The following is an 18,887-nucleotide window of genomic DNA, read 5'->3' as shown; positions in this document are numbered from 1 at the left end:
TTTTAATTTGATGATTCTTAACTAACATTCCCTGTTGGGCGGTGATTTAAAAGAATTATAGACGCTTTTCCTGCATATTGTTGGATTATGGATGTGGTTGGTTGAAAATAATAATCTGGAGATCTGTGTGAGGAATGTTAATGCTATGAATATTATATATAGTTTGTGACAAAAAGAGATATCTAATCCCTATCTTTGCGGCGATATACAAAAATGTTATAATTATTTTAAATATAAATACTTCTTGTATGAGGAAAACTTATCTACTTTTAACGTTACTTTTGTTGTGCGTGGGAATATCCATACATGCTCAGGTGACGACGGCGAGTATGAGTGGTAAAGTCACGGATACATCATCGGAAGCGATGATCGGAGTGAATATCAAGGCTACGCATACGCCAACGGGTACCGAATACTACACGATTACCCAGCCGAATGGTTCTTATTCTTTTAACAACCTTCGTATCGGAGGCCCTTATGTGGTAGAGTTCTCTTATATTGGATACAATACGGAGAGCCGGACAGGAATAAACTTGGTTTTGGGTGAGGATCTGAAACTGAATGTAGTAATGCGGGAAGATACCCAAGCTCTCGACGAGGTAGTCGTGGTTGCGGATAAGAACCCCATTATTTCAGGAAGTCGTACAGGTGCGCAGGAAATCATCACTCGTGAGAAGATGGATAAGCTGCCTACGATTAACCGTTCTTTGGATGATTTCGTGAAATTAACCCCGATGAGTAGCGGTAAGAATTTTGGCGGTGTCTCTTACCGTTTTAATAATGTAACGGTGGACGGTGCCTCCTTTAATAACTCGTTTGGTCTGGCTTCTGCTCTTGGAGCTTCCGGTACGGAACCGATTTCTTTGGAGGCGCTCGAGCAGGTACAGGTGATGATCGCTCCTTTTGATGTTCGAAATGGAGGATTCACGGGTGCGGGTATTAACTCCGTAACGAAATCCGGTTCGAATGAGTTTCATGCTTCTGTATATATGTACACGAAGAGTCCGTCTATGATGGGATATCGTGTGAAGGATGAGACGATTGGTGTTTCAGAGTTCTCTAATCACCAATACGGTATCAGTTTATCCGGTCCGATCATTAAGAATAAGTTATTCTTCTTCATCAATGGTGAGATGGATCGTCAGGAGGAACCGATTTCTTATACGACCGCTAATTCTGCGGCGGATGCGACAGTCTTGCAGGGTTTATCTGATTTCTTAGGTGATGAGCTTGGGTATAATCCGGGTAAATTCGACGTGAATAAGACAAATACTCAAGCGGATCGAATCACGGCTCGTTTAGACTGGAATATCAACTCAAATAATGTGTTGAGCTTAAAATATTATTATTTGAAATCGTTTAATACGAATAACCCTTCTACTTCCGGTGCGCCGAATAACGGACGTGGACCGAATGCGTTCGCTATTCCGTTCTCTTCTTCTTTCTACCGGACGAATAATAACTTCAATATTTGGATGGCTGACTTGAATACGACCATTAATGACCGTATGTCTAATTATTTGAAGATCGGTTATTCCCGTTTGCGTGATTATCGCGATATGGATGGTGGTTACTTCCCGCAAGTGGATATCTTGGATGGTGATAACAATGCTTATACGACTTTCGGAACCGAGGCAAACTCCTATAATAACCAGTTGAACAGTGATATCTGGCAGATACAGGATAACTTCTTGATGAATTTTGGCAAACATCAGATTACGGTTGGAACGCAAAGTGACTATCGCGCCTTTAAGAATGGTTTCGCTCAAAACTATCCGGGTTCTTGGGTATTTAACTCTGTCGATGATTTTAAGTTCAACGTATTGGCTACAAAACAATACATGGCCGCTCATAACGGAAGTGTACAAGGATTTGATATCCGTGAGTTTAATCCGAAAGATTTTGGATTTGGTTCCAATGTGACAGGTATTACGAATTCTTCTTCTACGGGGTACCAGTACTATGCGCAAAGATATTCGATGACGGATGATTTTCCATTCGCCGAGATAAATGTATTCCAGTTAGGTTTGTATGCCCAAGATAAGTGGACGGTAAGTGATAAATTGAACTTGACGTTAGGTTTACGTATTGATGTTCCGTTCTTTATGACTGATTTGCAGTCGAATGATAAAGTCGCCGCCGAGACCTATCGGGATGGCATCAAGATCGATGTTTCTAAATATCCGAACGCCAAACCTCAGTTCTCTCCTCGATTCGGTTTTAACTACAAACCGTTTGACGATGAGAATGGAAGTTTGCAGATCCGTGGTGGTACGGGACTCTTCACGGGTACTCCACCTTATGTATGGATCAGTAATCAAGCCGGCAACAATGGCGTTTTGTTTGGTGACTTGAATGTCCGGGCGGTAAAGGACAAGAATGACAATATCATTAGCGATGGCAGACCTTCGCTAGGTTTTACCGGAAATATGGATACTTATAAACCGGCTGAAGGTAGCGCTACCCGTTCGGATATAGCGATTACGGATCCGGACTTTAAATATCCGAGCTTATGGAAAAGTAATATCGCTGCCGATTATAAGTTTGGTGATGGCTGGGTAGCTACCGTAGAGTTGCTGTATTCAAAAGACATTAACGCTATTTATCATGACAATATCGGATTGTATCGGACCGAGCAATTTGTAAATGACGGTGGAGCGGGTAACGCACGTCCATATTATAATGGCTATTATAGCGATAGGGAAGGAAATCAAAAGGCCGCAAATCATGTCGTGATGCTGCGTAATACCAGCAAAGGACATTCGCTTTATACGACCTTCCAGTTGCAGAAAAACTTTGTTGATGGAATCTTGAAGGGATTGTATTTGAATGGATCTTACTCTTTCGGGCAGTCTAGAGGTGTAACAGACGGAACATCGTCTGTGGCGACTTCCGCTTGGAAGTACCGTGCGGCCTTGGACGGAAATGCGGAAGAAGTAGGTTATACGGCAGGTTCTTTTGATGGTCGTTTGTTATTGTCCGCTTCTTATACGGCTAACTGGAGTAAATATGCGGCAACAAGTTTTGGTTTGATCTATCAGCGTTATCGTCCGTTCCGTTATTCTTATTGTTATAATGGTGACGCAAATGGCGATTCTCAGTTCTCCAATGACTTGATGTATATCCCCGCGAATTTTGACGAGGTAAAAGATCATTTGTTACCGGGCGATTTCGATAGCCAAGAAGATGCATGGAAAGCGATGAATGCCTTTATCGAGCAAGATCCTTATTTGAGCAAACATAGAGGTGAGTATGCCGAACGTAACGGTGCTGTCGCTCCGTTTGCGAATCAGTTGGATTTGAGTGTTTCTCATGATATAAAGATTTACCAGAAGAATGGTCGTTCACATACCTTGCGCTTTAGTTTCAATATCGCCAACTTCTTGAATTTGTTGAATCGTAACTGGGGTGTGGTACAAACAACCGTTTTGGGTAATCAGCAATATCAGTTCTTGACGATCCCGAAAGGACAAGGCCCGAGTGCGGCGAACAACTATACGTTGAAGTATACGATGGCGAAAGATTTGGACGAAACCTTCAAGGATAATTTGAACGATGTGTCTCGTTGGCAAATGCAATTCGGTATCAAGTATATCTTCTAAAAAAAATCTTTCATTAGATAAAATTTAATAATTAGAAGAGGTTCACTATCTTTGTGGACCTCTTTTTTAATTTAATGATATGTGGAATAATCGTATTGAGTTCTTACTCGTTAGTTTCTTTTGTATTTGTTCATTGGCTTTTACCGGTTGCCAAACGAAAAAACAATCGGATCGTTATGTCGTAGTTTTATCAATGGACGGTTTCCGCTCTGATTATCCCTCACGTGCTCATACTCCGACGTTGGATTCTTTGGCGAATGTAGGGGTTCGCTCCACGTTTCGCCCATGTTATCCCAGCGTGACTTTCCCGAATCATTATAGCATGGCTACCGGATTGCATCCGGATCACCATGGTTTGGTAAATAATTTCTTTTATGACGCGGAGCTTGATAGCTCATACCGTATGGGAAACCTGGATCCGCGATTTTATGGTGGAGAACCTATTTGGAATACGGCGGAACGCCAAGGGGTTCGTACCGCTTCCTTCTATTGGGTCGGTAGCGAGGTGCCTTTGGCGAGTGGCCAGCCTTCAATATGGAAGCCGTTTGATAAATCGGTTTCTTTTTCAGATCGTGCTGATTCCGTGATCTCTTGGCTGAAGTTGCCGGAAGATATACGTCCTCATTTGATTATGTGGTATATGGAAGAGCCGGATGCGATAGGTCATTCCGCTACCCCGGATTCCTCGGCAACCTTGGATGTGGTAGAGAACTTGGATAAAGTCTTGAATCATTTCTTCACGGAAGCCCGTAAGCTGGATATTTTCGATAAGATCGATTTTATCGTTCTCTCGGATCATGGAATGGCCACCTATTATCCCGAGAGATATGTGAACTTGAATGATTATCTACCCCGGGATAGTTTCGATTATGTCTTTGATGGCGTTCCTACATTATTATATCCGAAAAAAACCTATGTGGATACTGCCTATGCGATTTTACAGAAAGTGCCGAATATAACCGTATGGAAGAAAAACGAGATCCCAGAGAAATTGGTTTACGGAAAGAATCCTCGAGTTAGTGATCTGGTTGTTTCTCCACATATTGGAACGTATGTGCAATTCCGCGAGAAATCATCTCCCCGTTATGCGGCGACACATGGTTACGATAATTTTACACCGGAGATGGAGGCTATATTCTATGCGGCAGGTCCCTCGTTCAAGAAACACGTAGAGGTTCCGCAAATGGCGAACGTGAACCTCTATTTGATGATCGCACGCTTATTGAATATACAGCCCGCCCCGAATGATGGAGATAGCGCTGTCGTTCAGCGGTTATTTAAATGATAGGACTTCGCGCTACTTTCTAAATGGAGATTTACTGCACGGGCCTTGCAGTACTACTGTAAAGCCGGTTGCAGTAATTGATGCCTTATTGATGTTCGCATGTCATCTTACGCATGAAAGCGAGACTGCCTTTAGCTAGCTCATCTGCGTTGTATTTAGATGGACGCCAAAGAGATACGGCTACCGCCATGCCGGGAACGGAATTGGAGAAATTCTCCAGAACTAAGTTTCCATTGAAATCGATTTCTTGTAGTCCCCGGAACAAATCATCCCAGCGTACGTTTCCTTCACCCAGCATTCCCCGGTCGCTTTCAGTCATGTGAATATGGCGAAGTCGGCTGCCTGCGGCGATAACCGGTTCATAGAAACTAGTCTCTTCTATATTCATATGGAAAGTATCCAGATGCAAAGATAAATTCGGAGCGTCTACGCATTTGATAAAGCGCAAGACTTCCTCCGCGGAGGTACACATATAGCTTTCATAGCGATTGATCGGCTCTATACCGATCGTGATTCCGGATCGGCCGGCGTATTCGGCAACCTCCGCCCATACCTCACAAAGCGTATTCTCTTCTTCCCGTGTTCGCTGTTTGCCGGAGAAGACCCCGATGCCGGAATGTAAGACCCCTCCCAAGTAATCAACCTCCAGTTCGCTCGCTTTATCCAGCGCCGCCTTGATCAGGCGAGTCGCTTCCTTGGGATAAAAAGGAATATGCGCTTCTTGGGGAAGGTTGAGAGAACAAGTCGCCTTCAATCCGTGTTGTTTCAATTGTCGCTTTACGGTTGGAGCGTCGAACTCCATGGAAGGAGGCAATAAGATTTCCAGTAAATCAAAACCGGCGGCAGATGCTTGCTGGATGGCGAAAAGACCGCCTTCTGGTGTCCACATAGGTGGTATCCAAGAAAGGATGGAAGCTCCGAAAGTAGGATTCATAATCGTATTGTTTTTATTCGTTAGGGTTACAAAGTAAGTACTTTTTTGAAGATTTCATTGCGAAGAAAGTGAAATCCTTCGCAATGAAATATCATAAATGTCATTTAAAAATAAAAGTTGGTACCCGGACAGAAGATAGGGTGGCTGCTGGTGTTATCAATTTCAATCTTATTTTCTCTAGCGAGCCAACCGATAGCGGACCATAGATCCGCATCTGTTAGAGCGGATTTTGCTCTCAACGCCTCAAAACTCCAATGTTGGCCATCTGAAAGCAAATTCCAGATAGCTCCTGCATTTAATCCGATCGATCCTTTTGTCATGATAAAATCTGTTTTTATGTTTATGGTATATAGTGCTTATATTGTTATAACAGATAATATCCGGTAAAAGTATGTTGCGTTGAGATAAATAATCTAAAAAACAAAAATCTCTTGATGCGTTGAATTTTATTCCTTGAAGTCAGCGAATATGGATTCATCGTATACATTGTGTTCCTTTTTATCGTGGAATGGATACCATACTTGGGCAAAGAACGGATTTCCTTTAGCGATCTCGTCGTAATTCCAAGGGAGCGGTAAACATTCCGGGCACCAATGGCCTCCTAATAATACTAATGTGGGAGAGGCCTTAAAACGGTGACCGAATTGGCATTCCCAATCGAGCGGAGTCGATAAGTCTCCTTTTGTCATGGCCGGGGACAAGCATTTTCCTCCCCTGAATTCTGCGGCTTTACGCATATCCTCGATATCCCATTCCGACTTCGGTTTACTTTCATCATAACCATGATCCAGAAAGACGGGTGTTTCGGAGGGGCGTTTTGTCCGGATCTTATCCCAACCCGGGATTGCTTGCCAATCCTCATACGAGCCAAAATAGGCGGATATACGATCTTGGTGTCTGTTCTTGATCCAGTTACGGGTTCCCAGTCCCGGCTTTTTAGCGATGGCTCCCATACCCAGTTTTATGAAGATAGGAGGGACGATCTTTGCTAGGTGGAAATACCAAGGGACTTGGCTGGCCATCCATTTAAAATAATCGTCGCAAGTTTGGTTACTGCGGAAATGCAGATATCCTTCTAATAGATCTGAATCGGTATACCATTGTCCGTGGAAATTACGGATAGCGAACCAGTTCGGTTCGAATATTTTCTCCGGGGCGGGACAGCCGATCGCTTTTAACAATTTACTCTCAAACTCATAATTCGTCAGGCGGAAAGATGGGCCGCTACTAATGTTGTAGAAACGGTTCCAAAACTCATCCGGCACCTCTTCCTCGCATACATTCGCTAGTAAGCGACCGGAATCCTTGGCGGTAGCCCATTCCAGCACGCCGTCTAGCGGTACGTGGAATGTGATTGGGTCCGAACCCTTGAATAATAATTCGGGGCATAAGATACCGGTTTGGCGAAGGCACGCCCAATGTTTAATACCCGACTCCACGAAAATACGTTCGGCTATTGTCTTTGAGATGGCATAATGATCATAGACACTTATATTGATCGGATCTCCCGTACGTCCCCAATGAACCGGTGCGTTACGGTGGCCGGTTTGCGCCACGGAGCCGATATAGACTACCTTGATCTGATCTGCGTTCGGTTGCGCTTTTACGGCATCCACGATGTGTTGAGCGGCGGTCGTGTTTACTTTCAAGGTCTTTTTAGGGAAATAATCCGCCGCCGGCGAAACCATTCCACCTACGTGTAATACGTAGTCCGCCCCCGTTACTCCATTTAAGACATCTTGATAACTCGTCAAGTCTCCCCAAACGATACGGATCCCTTCCATAGCCTCATAGGTGGCCAACTTCTCTTTATTGATTTTGCTCGGACGAGCCAAGAGTGTTATATTAAAACGATCTAGCCGTTTGGACAACTCGACCAATCCGGCATGGCCCATCGTCCCGGTGGCTCCGGTCAGAAAGACGGTCTTTTTACTTTTCATGATATAATTTAAGTGTATAATAAAAATCTTAGGATACTATCGGGTAGCGAAGGTATATAAAAAAAAGCTCCCAACCAATAGGTTGAGAGCTTTTGTAGTGGATACGAGAATCGAACTCGTATTACATGCGTGAGAGGCATGTGTCCTAACCGTTAGACGAATCCACCATTTAGATGTCATTGTTTTTGTTTGACGATGCAAAGGTAGATATATTTTTTAATTCTGCAATAGTTGGACTGAGTTTTTTTGAAGAAAAAGTGTGTTTTTTATCAAAATGCCAAGAAAACGGGGAGAATACCACTAAAAGGCGTTAAAAGTAGTTGCGATTTCATTGTTTTTTCATTGTCGGTACTGTTTATTTATTCTACCTTTGCCATCTGTAATTGAACAAAATAGTATTGAACATTACTAATACCAGTTTAATAAACAACTAATATTATGGCAGAACTTAAAGAAAAACTTTTCTCAGAATTCGCACCTGTGTCTACTGAAGAGTGGATGGCGAAGATAACGGCCGACCTGAAAGGGGTACCGTTTGAGAAAAAGCTTGTTTGGAAGACAGGCGAAGGATTTAATGTAAATCCTTTCTATCGTGCAGAAGACATCGAGGGTTTAAAGACTACAGAGTCTCTTCCCGGTGAATTCCCTTATGTTCGTGGAACGAAGAAAGACAACGATTGGAAGGTACGCCAGAACATTGAAGTTTGCTGCTTCAAGGGTGCTAACGAGAAAGCACTAGACCTTTTGACGAAAGGTGTTACTTCTCTTGGGTTCATCATCAAAGGTGATGAGGTGAACGAGGAGAACATAGCTACTTTATTAGAGGGTATTTGTCCGGCTTCCGTAGAATTGAACTTCAACACTTGCAACTGCAAAGCGGAGAAGTTGATCGGTATCTTGGCTGACTACTTCAAAGGCAAGGGTGTCGACGCAGAGAAGTGCTACGGTTCTGTAAACTATGACGCTTTCAAGAAACCTTTAGTAAAAGGTAAAGAAAACAGTGAGTGGGTAGAAGGTGCCGCAGCTGTGCTCAAAGCTGGACAGGCTTTGCCTAACTACCGTGTATTGGCTGTAAATGCGTTCCTTTTCAACAATGCTGGCGCTTACATTTCTCAGGAATTAGGTTACGCCTTGGCTTGGGGTAACGAATTGATGGCAAAACTAACCGAGGCTGGTTTCACCGCTGACGAGGTTGCCAAGAAGATCAAATTCAATTTTGGTATCAGCTCTAACTACTTCATGGAAATCGCTAAGTTCCGTGCGGCTCGTTGGTTGTGGGCCGAGATCGTAGCCGCTTATAAGCCGGCCTGCGAATGCGCTTGCAAGATGGTTGCTCACGCACAGACTTCAGAGTGGAACATGACGGTTTACGATGCTCACGTAAACTTGCTTCGTTCTCAAACTGAGGCTATGTCTGCCGCTCTTGCTGGCGTAGACTCTATCACGGTTCGCCCGTTTGATAAGATTTACCAGACTCCGGACGATTTCTCCGAGCGTATCGCACGTAACCAACAATTATTATTGAAGGAAGAGTGCCACTTGGATAAGGTCGTTGACCCGTCTGCCGGTTCTTATTATGTAGAGGTATTGACGAATTCCTTGGCCGATGTCGCTTGGAAGTTGTTCTTGGAGGTTGAGGAAAAAGGAGGATTCTCCGTTGCCGTGAACGCAGGTGAGATCCAAAATGCCGTTAACGCTTCGAATGTAGTTCGTAAGAAAGCGGTTGCTACCCGTCGTGAGATCCTGTTGGGTTCTAACCAGTATCCTAACTTCACGGAAGTAGCTGCCGATAAGATTCAGGAAAAAGGTTCTTGCTGTTGTGGCGGTGGTCATTGCGGCGAGGCAACGATCCCGGCTCTTGATTTCTCTCGCGGCGCTTCCGAATTCGAGGCTTTGCGTATGGCGACAGAGAAGAGTGGCAAGACTCCGAAGGTATTCATGTTGACGATCGGTAACTTGGCGATGCGTTTGGCTCGTTCACAGTTCTCCGCTAACTTCTTCGCTTGTGCCGGATATAAGATAATTGATAACTTAGGCTTCGATACGGTTGAGGCTGGTGTTGAGGCTGCAGTCAAGGCGGGTGCTGAGATAGTGGTTCTTTGCTCTAGTGATGACGAGTATGCTGAATTCGCTCCTGCTGCTTACAAGGCTTTGGCCGGACGTGCCGAATTCGTTGTAGCCGGAGCTCCTGCTTGCGCGGACGACTTGAAGGCTCAAGGTATCGACCAGTTCGTAAATGTAAAGAGCAATGTGCTTGAGACATTGAAAGCATTCAACGCTAAATTAGGAATCGCTTAAGTATAAACAATTATGAGACCAAATTTTAAAAACATAGATATAAAGAATGCCGGATTCGCAGCTACAAACGCTGCCGAATGGGCAAAAGCCAATGGTATCGAGCCCAATTGGAAAACACCCGAGCATATCGAGGTGAAACCTGTATATACAAAAGAAGACTTGGAGGGTATGGAGCACTTGAACTATGCTTCCGGTCTGCCTCCTTATCTACGTGGCCCGTACAGCGGTATGTACGCTATGCGTCCTTGGACAATCCGTCAGTACGCGGGTTTCTCTACCGCTGAGGAGTCTAACGCTTTCTATCGCCGTAACTTGGCTTCCGGTCAGAAAGGTTTGTCCGTTGCGTTCGACCTTCCGACTCACCGTGGTTACGATGCCGACAACGAACGTGTGGTTGGTGATGTAGGTAAAGCGGGTGTATCTATCTGTTCCTTGGAGAACATGAAAGTGTTGTTCGATGGTATTCCTTTGAACAAGATGTCTGTTTCCATGACCATGAATGGTGGTGTGCTTCCGGTATTGGCATTCTATATCAACGCAGGTTTGGAGCAAGGTGCTAAGTTGGAGGAAATGGCCGGTACGATCCAGAACGATATATTGAAAGAGTTCATGGTACGTAATACCTATATTTACCCGCCTGAGTTCTCCATGAAGATTATCGCTGATATCTTCGAGTATACCTCTCAGAAGATGCCGAAGTTCAACTCTATCTCTATCTCCGGTTATCATATGCAGGAGGCTGGTGCTACGGCTGATATCGAGATGGCTTATACGTTGTGCGACGGTATGGAATATCTTCGTGCCGGTATCAACGCCGGTATCGATGTGGATGCGTTCGCTCCCCGTTTGTCATTCTTCTGGGCTATCGGTGTAAATCACTTCATGGAGATCGCCAAGATGCGTGCGGCTCGTATGTTGTGGGCGAAGATCGTGAAGAGCTTCGGCGCTAAGAACCCGAAATCATTGGCATTGCGTACACATAGCCAGACTTCCGGTTGGTCATTGACCGAGCAAGATCCGTTCAATAACGTAGGACGTACTTGTATCGAGGCTATGGCCGCTACATTAGGACATACACAATCTTTGCATACGAACGCATTGGATGAGGCGATCGCTTTGCCGACCGATTTCTCCGCTCGTATCGCTCGTAATACACAGATTTACATTCAGGAAGAGACTAAGATCTGTAAGGAAATCGACCCGTGGGCTGGTTCTTACTATGTAGAGTCTTTGACGAATGAATTGGTACATAAAGGTTGGGCGTTGATCCAAGAGATCGAGAGCATGGGTGGTATGGCGAAAGCCATCGAGACAGGTCTTCCTAAGATGCGTATCGAGGAAGCGGCCGCTCGTACACAGGCTCGTATCGACTCAGGTGTTCAGACCATCGTTGGTGTTAACAAATATCGTTTGCCGAAGGAAGATCCGATCGATATCCTAGAGATCGATAATACAGCCGTACGTAACGAGCAGATCGCCGCTTTGAAGGAGTTGCGTGCTAACCGTGACGAAGCCGCTGTTCAAAAAGCTTTGGCTGATATCACGGAGTGCGTGAAGACGAAGAAGGGCAACTTATTAGAGTTGGCTGTTAAGGCTGCCGGCTTGCGTGCGTCATTGGGAGAGATCTCCGATGCTTGCGAGGTGGTTGTAGGTCGTTATAAAGCAATCATTAGAACTATTTCAGGCGTGTATTCATCAGAAACTAAGAAAGACGCAGACTTCCAGAAAGCTTGCGAGCTTTGCGAGCAATTCGCTAAGAAAGAAGGCCGTCAGCCTCGTATCATGATCGCTAAGATGGGTCAGGACGGACACGACCGTGGCGCTAAGGTTGTCGCTACTGGTTATGCGGACTGTGGTTTCGACGTAGATATGGGACCGTTGTTCCAGACTCCGGCCGAGGCTGCCCGTCAAGCTGTGGAGAACGACGTTCACGTAATGGGCGTTTCTTCTTTGGCCGCTGGTCATAAGACGTTGGTTCCGCAGGTTATCGAGGAGTTGAAGAAACTAGGTCGTGAGGACATCATCGTTATTGCTGGAGGTGTAATCCCGGCTCAAGACTATGATTTCTTGTATAAGGCTGGCGTTGCCGCTATCTTTGGCCCGGGTACTTCCGTATCGAAGGCAGCTTGCCAGATCCTTGAGATCTTGTTAGGCGAATAAATGGAGTTTAGACCTTACGGTTTTTAAATAAAGAGAGGCTGGACAATTGATTTTGTCCGGCCTTTTTTAGTATTATATGCGGGTTTATGTACTTTTGTAGCGATTATTCAATTAAAAAGGGAAAGAATCATGGGAATCGTTATAGGTATAGATGTGGGAGGTAGCACGACCAAGATCGTCGGCGTGGAGGATAAGAAGATCAAGAACCCGATGTTCGTGAAAGCTACCGATCCGGTAACCTCTTTATTCGGGGCCTTCGGTAAATATATTTATGATAATAACATCTCGCTCTCGAATATAGAGAAAGTGATCTTGACGGGTGTAGGTAGCGCCTATATCGATCAACCTTTATATGGCTTACCAACCGCGAAGACGGATGAGTTCCTCGCAAATGGGCTAGGGGCGCAGTATAATACGGGACTGGATAGCCTGTTGGTGGTCAGCATGGGAACGGGTACCTCTTTTGTCAAGGTACAAGGCTCCACGGTCGAGCATATCGGGGGATTGGGTATCGGTGGCGGAACCATCCTCGGCTTGTCTAAGCTATTATTGAAAACGCATGACTTTCACCAAATAGCGTCTTTGGCTGAGCATGGTTCCCTGAATGATATCGACTTGCATATCCGGGATATTACGCCACATCCGCTACCCGGCCTGCCGCTGGACGTGACAGCCTCTATTTTCGGAAAAGCGGACGCGAACGCTAAGGTTGAGGATATCGCTCTCGGTATCGTTCATATGGTCTTGCAGACCATCGGGCAAGGAGCTGTTTTCGCCTCGTTAAATGGCGATATCAAGAATATCGTATTGATCGGTAACTTGACTCGCTTGCCACAATGCCCGGATATTTTCCCCCGTCTGGAGGAGATGTGCGATGTCCATTTCAAGATACCGGAGTATGCCGAGTATCGCACGGCTATCGGGGCGGCTTTATGCTATATCAGGAACCGGGAATATAAGGATATTTTTTGTGGAAAGTGTTAGGCTACATCAAAACTTTATGTATCTTTGCTACATGCTTTGTTCCCTTTCGGCAATCGCCGGATAGGGATTAAAAGGGAATCGGGTGAGAATCCCGGACAGTCCCGCTGCTGTAAGCTTCATAAACGGGTTGAGCAATACTGTTGCCACTGTTCATTCAAGTGAATGGGAAGGCGCTTAAGACCGGAAGTAAGTCAGAAGACCTGCAAGGCGTGTATATTTTCGACGGCTTCGAGGAAAGGCCGGAAGAGAACGCAAGAACCGTATCCGGTTTTTACTATTCTTTATCCAAGGTTTTCTTATCAAGTCGTCTCATGGTTTCGGATAATTATTTTGCCATAATAATTAGGGAAAGAAGCATGAATCTGACCGACGGGATGAGCTCCGTGTGTAAGATGCATGCTTTCTTTGCGTTTAAAGGACTGGGGTATTCCGTGAACACTCTATAGAGAATATTTGTTTATTATTAGAAAAGTGCGTTTATTTGCAACGAGTAATTAACAAAAGAAGTATGAATATGAAGAAAATTGTGGGACTTGTTATGGTTGCCTTGCTAGCGTTGATGGCGCTTCCGGCGAACGCTCAGCTTAAATTCGGTATCAAGGGAGGTGTGAATATATCGTCTGTTCATTTCAACTCGGACGTGTTGAAAGCGGATAACGTCACCGGCTTCCAAGTGGGTCCGATGATCGAGACGACCTTACCGTTGGTGGGTGTCGGGATCGATGCGGCAGTGTTGTATTCGCAAAAGGGTTTGGAAACGACCTCGGCTGGCGGGGTGAAGACTTCGATGAAGACGGATTATATCGATGTTCCGGTCAACTTGAAATGGAAATTCGGCTTACCGATCGTCAAGGCGTATCTGGCAGCCGGTCCGTATATCGGTTTCCGTGTAGGCGGTGATAAGTTTTGGGATATCCCGGGTTCCGTAGCGGATCAGGTGAAGGCGAAGAATTTCAGCGCAGGTCTTAACTTCGGTGCCGGCGTGGAACTGATCAGTCACTTGCAGGTGGGTTTCAATTATGGTCTGGGACTGACTGATAACTATAGTATTGAGAAGGTGAACCTCTCCGACGGTGCCGGAAAGAACCGTGGATGGTCTATCACGGCAGCGATCTTGTTCTAAATAGGTGAAAATAAAATGAGAGAGGCTGGGCTTTAGAAGTCCGGCCTTTTTTGTTATTTTTGGGCTCGTAATGAAACACCTGTTTGAATGAAATACGCGGACGTCATACTTCCCCTTCCTTTGGAGAATAGCTATACCTATCGGATACCCGAAGATCTGAAAAGCGCCGTGACTCCCGGTTGCCGGGTGATCGTGCATTTCGGGAAGAAACGATATTATACGGCCATCGTCATGGAGGTACACGACCGGGAACCGGTATCCGATTTTGAGACGAAGGAGATCTACGCTTTGCTGGATGCCACGCCGGTGCTCCGCCGTCCGCAACTCCGTTTCTGGAAATGGATATCTTCTTATTATATATGTAAGCTGGGCGACGTGTATAAGGCGGCCTTGCCTTCCGGCTTAAAGTTGGAAAGCGAGACGGCGGTTACTTATAATGAGGATTTCGAGGCCACCGCCCCCTTGCGCCCGAACGAGCAAGCGGTACTGGATGCTTTTAGCGGGGTTTTGAAATTGACGATCTCGGAGTTGGAGAAGAAGACCGGTCTTCGAAATGTTGTCCCGATCGTCTCTTCCTTGATGGTGAAAGGGGCGGTTGAGGTGAGCGAGGAGCTAAAGCGAGGATTCGTTCCCAAGACACAGGCGTTTATCCGTTTGGCCGAGGCTTACCGGGATGAGACGAAATTACAGGCGGTGTTCGAGGATTTGAAACGAGCGAAGAAGCAAGAGCTTCTGCTGGTCAGCTTCTTGGATTTAAGCCATACCTTGAATCCCGCTTTATCGAAGGAGCTTTCCAAGAAAGAGCTATTGGAACGCAGTGGTTATACCTCTGCGGTATTGGAGGGTCTGCTGAAACGGGGTATCTTGGAGAGTTACGAGAAAGAGGTGGGTCGTTTGCAAGTATCCGTCTGCCGCTTGCAAGAGCCGAATCCGCTCAGTCCGGCGCAAGAGAAAGCCTATGGAGAGATCCATGAGACTTTCAAGACGAAGGAGGTCTGCCTGCTTCATGGCGTGACTTCCAGTGGTAAGACCGAGATATACGTCCGTTTGATCCATGAGGTCTTGCGGCTGGGGCGGCAGGTTTTATATATGTTGCCGGAGATCGCTATCACGACCCAGATCACGGAACGGCTGGCGAAATTATTCGGGGATAAGCTATTGGTCTACCACTCTAAGTTCTCGGATAACGAGCGGGTGGAAGTTTGGAATAAGCTATTGCATAACGACGAGCCTATGCTGGTATTGGGGGTCCGTTCGTCCCTCTTCCTTCCGTTTAAGGACTTGGGCTTGATTATCGTGGACGAGGAGCATGAGAATACGTATAAGCAGCAGGACCCGGCACCCCGTTACCATGCCCGTAACGCTGCCATCGTCTTGGCGGGTATGCACGGCGGTAAGACCTTATTGGGTTCGGCCACCCCCTCCATCGATTCTTATTTCAACGCTACGGCGGGGAAATACGGTCTGGTTGAGTTATCTACCCGCTACGGTGATTGCTTGATGCCGGAGATTATTACGGTGGACGTGAAGGAGCTAAAGCGCAAGAAGATCATGAAAGATACCCTTTTCTCCCCTCTGTTGGTGGAGAAGGTGCGGGAGGCCCTATCCCGGGGCGAGCAGGCGATCCTATTCCAGAACCGCCGGGGATTCGCCCCGATGATCGAGTGCCGAGGGTGCGGGTGGGTGCCTCGTTGCGTGAATTGCGACGTTAGCCTTACCTACCACAAGGCGCATAATCAGCTGGTTTGCCATTATTGCGGTTATACCTACCGCTTGCCGCAGGTATGTCCCGAGTGTAAGGGGACGGAGTTCAAGATGCAAGGCTTCGGTACGGAGAAGGTAGAGGAGGAGATCGCTGGGCAATTCCCAGCGGCGAAGGTGGAGCGGCTGGATTTCGATACGGCCCGTACCCGCACGGCTTACGAGCGGATCATCTCGGATTTCGAGAAGGGGAAGACACAAATCTTGATTGGTACCCAGATGTTGTCGAAGGGATTGGATTTCGGGAATGTCAGCGTGGTCGGAATCCTGAGTGCCGATAGCCTGATGAATTTCCCTGACTTCCGGGCGCACGAGCGGGCTTATCAATTGATGGTACAGGTTAGCGGACGTGCCGGACGACGGGATAAGCGGGGTACGGTGATCTTGCAGACTACTCAGCCGGAGCATCCTTTGATCCGTATGGTGCAGCATTTTGCTTATAAGGAAATGGTGAGCTTGCAATTGAGCGAGCGTAGTATGTTCCGTTACCCGCCTTACTACCGTTTGATCGTCTTGATCCTTCGGAGTCGGAATGAGGAGGCTTTGCAGGAAATGTCTGCTTTATACGCCGAGAAACTTCGTGCTCGTTTAGGTGAGCGGGTGTTGGGACCGGTTACGCCGCCTATCACCCGGGTACAGACGCTTCATATCAAGAAGATCGTCTTGAAGATCGAGATATCCGCCGGGATCGCTCCGCTTCGTGAGATATTGGAGGGTATTCATACTGAGATGCAAGGATATGTACCGTTTAAGCAGTTGCTGGTTCATTATGATGTGGACCCGGCTTGAGAATTGAAAATGGAGAATTGAAAATTGAAAATTAATGGAAAGGAGCTTAGGGATGAGGGAGGAAAAGATACGGTTGTTGTTTGTGTGTTTGGGGAATATATGTCGCTCTCCGTCAGCGGAGGCGGTAATGAAGAAGTTGGTGAAGGATGCGGGATTGGGAGATCGGATCGAGATCGATTCCGCCGGGATCACCGGGTATCATGAGGGAGACCGGGCGGATTCACGGATGCGGGCGCATGCGGCCCGTAGGGGATATTCGTTGGATTCGATCTCCCGTCCGGTACGTCAGTGGGACTTTCATGACTTCGATTTGATTATCGGCATGGACGACCAAAATATAACGGACTTGAAACGGATGGCTCCCGATCTGGAATCCGTCGCTAAGATACATCAGATGACTGAGTTCTCCCGGAATAAGTTGTACGATCACGTCCCGGATCCTTATTATAGCGGTGCCGAAGGTTTCGAGTTGGTCTTGGATCTATTGGAAGATGCTTGCGCCGGGTTGTTGGAATATTGTAAAGACCATTTGTCTTAAGTTCGGGGCGAAGCCGGATCAGTAAAGAGGTTGTTACGGCTATCGTTCAACTTCTTTTACTAACCATTTGATTTCGTTATCGGTAATACTTTCACTCTCTTCCTTATCATAAATATAAATGAGGTTGATAATCCCTTCGGTATCATTAACGGTATAGGTATAGGTGATGACTCGTGCGCCATGACTTTTTCCTTTGTTTTTACTGCCTATAGCCATACGGATCTTACGGATGCCACAGCCTAAATCAATTCCTGCGGAAGGGTTGCTGCTTAGCTCATTTTGTAACGCTTGAAGGTCTTGTTTTAGCGAATGATATTTCTTTGCCAATCGCTTCAGCTCTTTCAGAAAGTGCTTTTGCGGTATGATTCTATAATTCATCTATGACCTCCTGCAATGTTTTTTGATATGTGCCGTTTTTACGAGACTCTTTTACGTCGATTAAGCCTTGCCGGATTCCGGCAAGCACCTCTTCCTTACTAATATATTCAGTCTCTTCAGTCTGTGCTTCCTTTTGCTGCGCAAGACGGCGGATGGCTTCTACGGCTTTACGCATCAAGGTCTCATCTTCGGCGATGATACTGAGTTGGCGGAATAATTCTGCGTTGAGTTCTAATGCTGTCATATTTTTATCCTTCTTTTGTCTCTGGTTTTCAATGGCAAATATACGAAATAGAATCAGTTAGACAATGCTTCGGTAGTTTATTCTTGTGACTGTCTTTATTCTATTCCCGTCCCGGATCCTTATTATAGCGGCGCCGAAGGCTTCGAGCTGGTCTTGGACTTATCTATCGTAAGGTTGCTAGAATGCCCATTGTAAGATGCTTATAACTGCGATTATAAGAACCTAACAATGGGCATTCTAATAACCTCTTTTTGTGAGAGCGGCGATGACAGCCGCTCTCACTCGTGAAACCTTGCCTATCGGATTATCACTTTCTTCGTTATCTCATTGGATAGGCGGACGATATAGATACCGCTAGCCAAGCCATCTACACGACTGTCTCCGGCGGGAAGCCGTACCGTGCGGACTACGTTTCCGGTGAGGGCGATCACCTGCGCTGTCACGGAGACCGGCGTACGGATCAGCAAGGCACCGCTCTCGGCACGGATCAAGGTAGCGTTTTCCACTTGCTCGATACCGGTCGTGGTATTTCTCACGATACCGGTGATCGCTACGGTCAGGTTGGCGGAGATATCGGCGATCGTGTACTTGCCGTTTGCGTCGGAGGTGAGGACGTTACCGTTCACGGTCACTACAGGGACGGACTGGTCGTAGTCTGCGTCCAAGGTGAGGGTGAAGGAGAAACCGTCGCCTTCGGTAACCGTATGCGCTCCGGCTGCCGGGGTGGTGGAGGCTCCTGCCAAGGCGGGGAGGGTTACGGTATAGGTTGTGGGCTGTGGCGTGGGGGGCGTTACGGGAGGAACGTAAGGCGTTACGGCAGCCGGGGCCGTGGCGAACGTCGTGCTCGTGGT

14 protein-coding genes, 1 tRNA gene and 1 riboswitch are annotated in these 18,887 nt (G+C 46.5%); of the genes, 8 read left to right on the top strand and 7 right to left on the bottom strand.

What is annotated here, in order from left to right; genetic code table 11:
• Window positions 1-248: 248 nt before the first annotated feature.
• Window positions 249-3,602 (top strand): TonB-dependent receptor, encoded by a 3,354-nt coding sequence (locus tag QVP94_RS00705; RefSeq protein WP_009275592.1) that lies wholly within the window; start codon window positions 249-251, stop codon window positions 3,600-3,602.
• 79 nt (window positions 3,603-3,681) lie between these two features.
• Window positions 3,682-4,887, top strand: coding sequence for an alkaline phosphatase family protein (locus tag QVP94_RS00700; protein WP_008779972.1), 1,206 nt, complete (start codon window positions 3,682-3,684; stop codon window positions 4,885-4,887).
• An 85-nt stretch (window positions 4,888-4,972) separates the two neighbouring features.
• Here QVP94_RS00700 and QVP94_RS00695 read toward each other — a convergent pair whose 3' ends face one another.
• The 4 genes from QVP94_RS00695 to QVP94_RS00680 all read right to left on the bottom strand — a co-directional run bounded on the left by QVP94_RS00695 (window position 4,973) and on the right by QVP94_RS00680 (window position 7,928).
• Window positions 4,973-5,821, bottom strand: a complete 849-nt coding sequence (locus tag QVP94_RS00695; protein ID WP_011966810.1) for a sugar phosphate isomerase/epimerase family protein — start codon at window positions 5,819-5,821, stop codon at window positions 4,973-4,975.
• 104 nt (window positions 5,822-5,925) lie between these two features.
• Window positions 5,926-6,141, bottom strand: coding sequence for a winged helix-turn-helix domain-containing protein (locus QVP94_RS00690; protein ID WP_005854120.1), 216 nt, complete (start codon window positions 6,139-6,141; stop codon window positions 5,926-5,928).
• A 126-nt stretch (window positions 6,142-6,267) separates the two neighbouring features.
• Entirely contained in the window at window positions 6,268-7,761 is a 1,494-nt protein-coding gene (locus QVP94_RS00685) for an NAD-dependent epimerase/dehydratase family protein (protein ID WP_022191748.1), read from the bottom strand.
• A gap of 95 nt (window positions 7,762-7,856) precedes the next feature.
• Window positions 7,857-7,928, bottom strand: a tRNA-Glu gene (locus QVP94_RS00680).
• 271 nt (window positions 7,929-8,199) lie between these two features.
• Here QVP94_RS00680 and mutA point away from each other — a divergent pair.
• The 6 genes from mutA (at window position 8,200) to QVP94_RS00650 (ending at window position 17,414) form a co-directional block, all read left to right on the top strand.
• Window positions 8,200-10,059, top strand: a complete 1,860-nt coding sequence (mutA, locus tag QVP94_RS00675; protein ID WP_011966808.1) for a methylmalonyl-CoA mutase small subunit — start codon at window positions 8,200-8,202, stop codon at window positions 10,057-10,059.
• Window positions 10,060-10,071: 12 nt separating this feature from the next.
• Window positions 10,072-12,219, top strand: a complete 2,148-nt coding sequence (gene scpA, locus QVP94_RS00670; protein ID WP_005854126.1) for a methylmalonyl-CoA mutase — start codon at window positions 10,072-10,074, stop codon at window positions 12,217-12,219.
• A gap of 129 nt (window positions 12,220-12,348) precedes the next feature.
• On the top strand, window positions 12,349-13,203 hold the full coding sequence (gene coaW / locus QVP94_RS00665) for a type II pantothenate kinase (RefSeq protein ID WP_022191747.1): 855 nt from the start codon (window positions 12,349-12,351) through the stop codon (window positions 13,201-13,203).
• Window positions 13,204-13,222: 19 nt separating this feature from the next.
• Window positions 13,223-13,425: riboswitch (cobalamin riboswitch) on the top strand.
• A gap of 292 nt (window positions 13,426-13,717) precedes the next feature.
• Complete coding sequence (locus tag QVP94_RS00660) at window positions 13,718-14,326, top strand: porin family protein (RefSeq protein ID WP_005867222.1); 609 nt, start codon at window positions 13,718-13,720, stop codon at window positions 14,324-14,326.
• An 87-nt stretch (window positions 14,327-14,413) separates the two neighbouring features.
• A complete protein-coding gene (priA, locus tag QVP94_RS00655) occupies window positions 14,414-16,876 on the top strand; it encodes a replication restart helicase PriA (RefSeq protein ID WP_022191746.1) in 2,463 nt (820 codons plus the stop codon).
• 34 nt (window positions 16,877-16,910) lie between these two features.
• Window positions 16,911-17,414, top strand: a complete 504-nt coding sequence (locus QVP94_RS00650) for a low molecular weight protein-tyrosine-phosphatase (RefSeq protein WP_370453748.1) — start codon at window positions 16,911-16,913, stop codon at window positions 17,412-17,414.
• Between the two features lie 39 nt (window positions 17,415-17,453).
• On the opposite strand, the gene QVP94_RS00645 is transcribed toward QVP94_RS00650, so the two are convergent.
• From QVP94_RS00645 to QVP94_RS00635, 3 genes are all read right to left on the bottom strand, one after another.
• Window positions 17,454-17,792 (bottom strand): type II toxin-antitoxin system RelE/ParE family toxin, encoded by a 339-nt coding sequence (locus QVP94_RS00645; protein ID WP_009275597.1) that lies wholly within the window; start codon window positions 17,790-17,792, stop codon window positions 17,454-17,456.
• Complete coding sequence (locus tag QVP94_RS00640; RefSeq protein WP_009275598.1) at window positions 17,782-18,036, bottom strand: hypothetical protein; 255 nt, start codon at window positions 18,034-18,036, stop codon at window positions 17,782-17,784. Before QVP94_RS00640 ends, QVP94_RS00645 begins: the two co-directional genes overlap by 11 nt.
• Before the next feature lie 296 nt (window positions 18,037-18,332).
• On the bottom strand, window positions 18,333-18,887 hold a 555-nt coding region (locus QVP94_RS00635; RefSeq protein WP_288213136.1), incomplete at its 5' end, for a T9SS type A sorting domain-containing protein.

The sequence above is a fragment of the Parabacteroides sp. CAG:2 genome (assembly GCF_000436315.1).
In the GTDB taxonomy this organism is placed as follows: Bacteria; Bacteroidota; Bacteroidia; order Bacteroidales; family Tannerellaceae; genus Parabacteroides; species Parabacteroides distasonis.
This window is presented reverse-complemented; position numbering and strand designations above follow the sequence as displayed.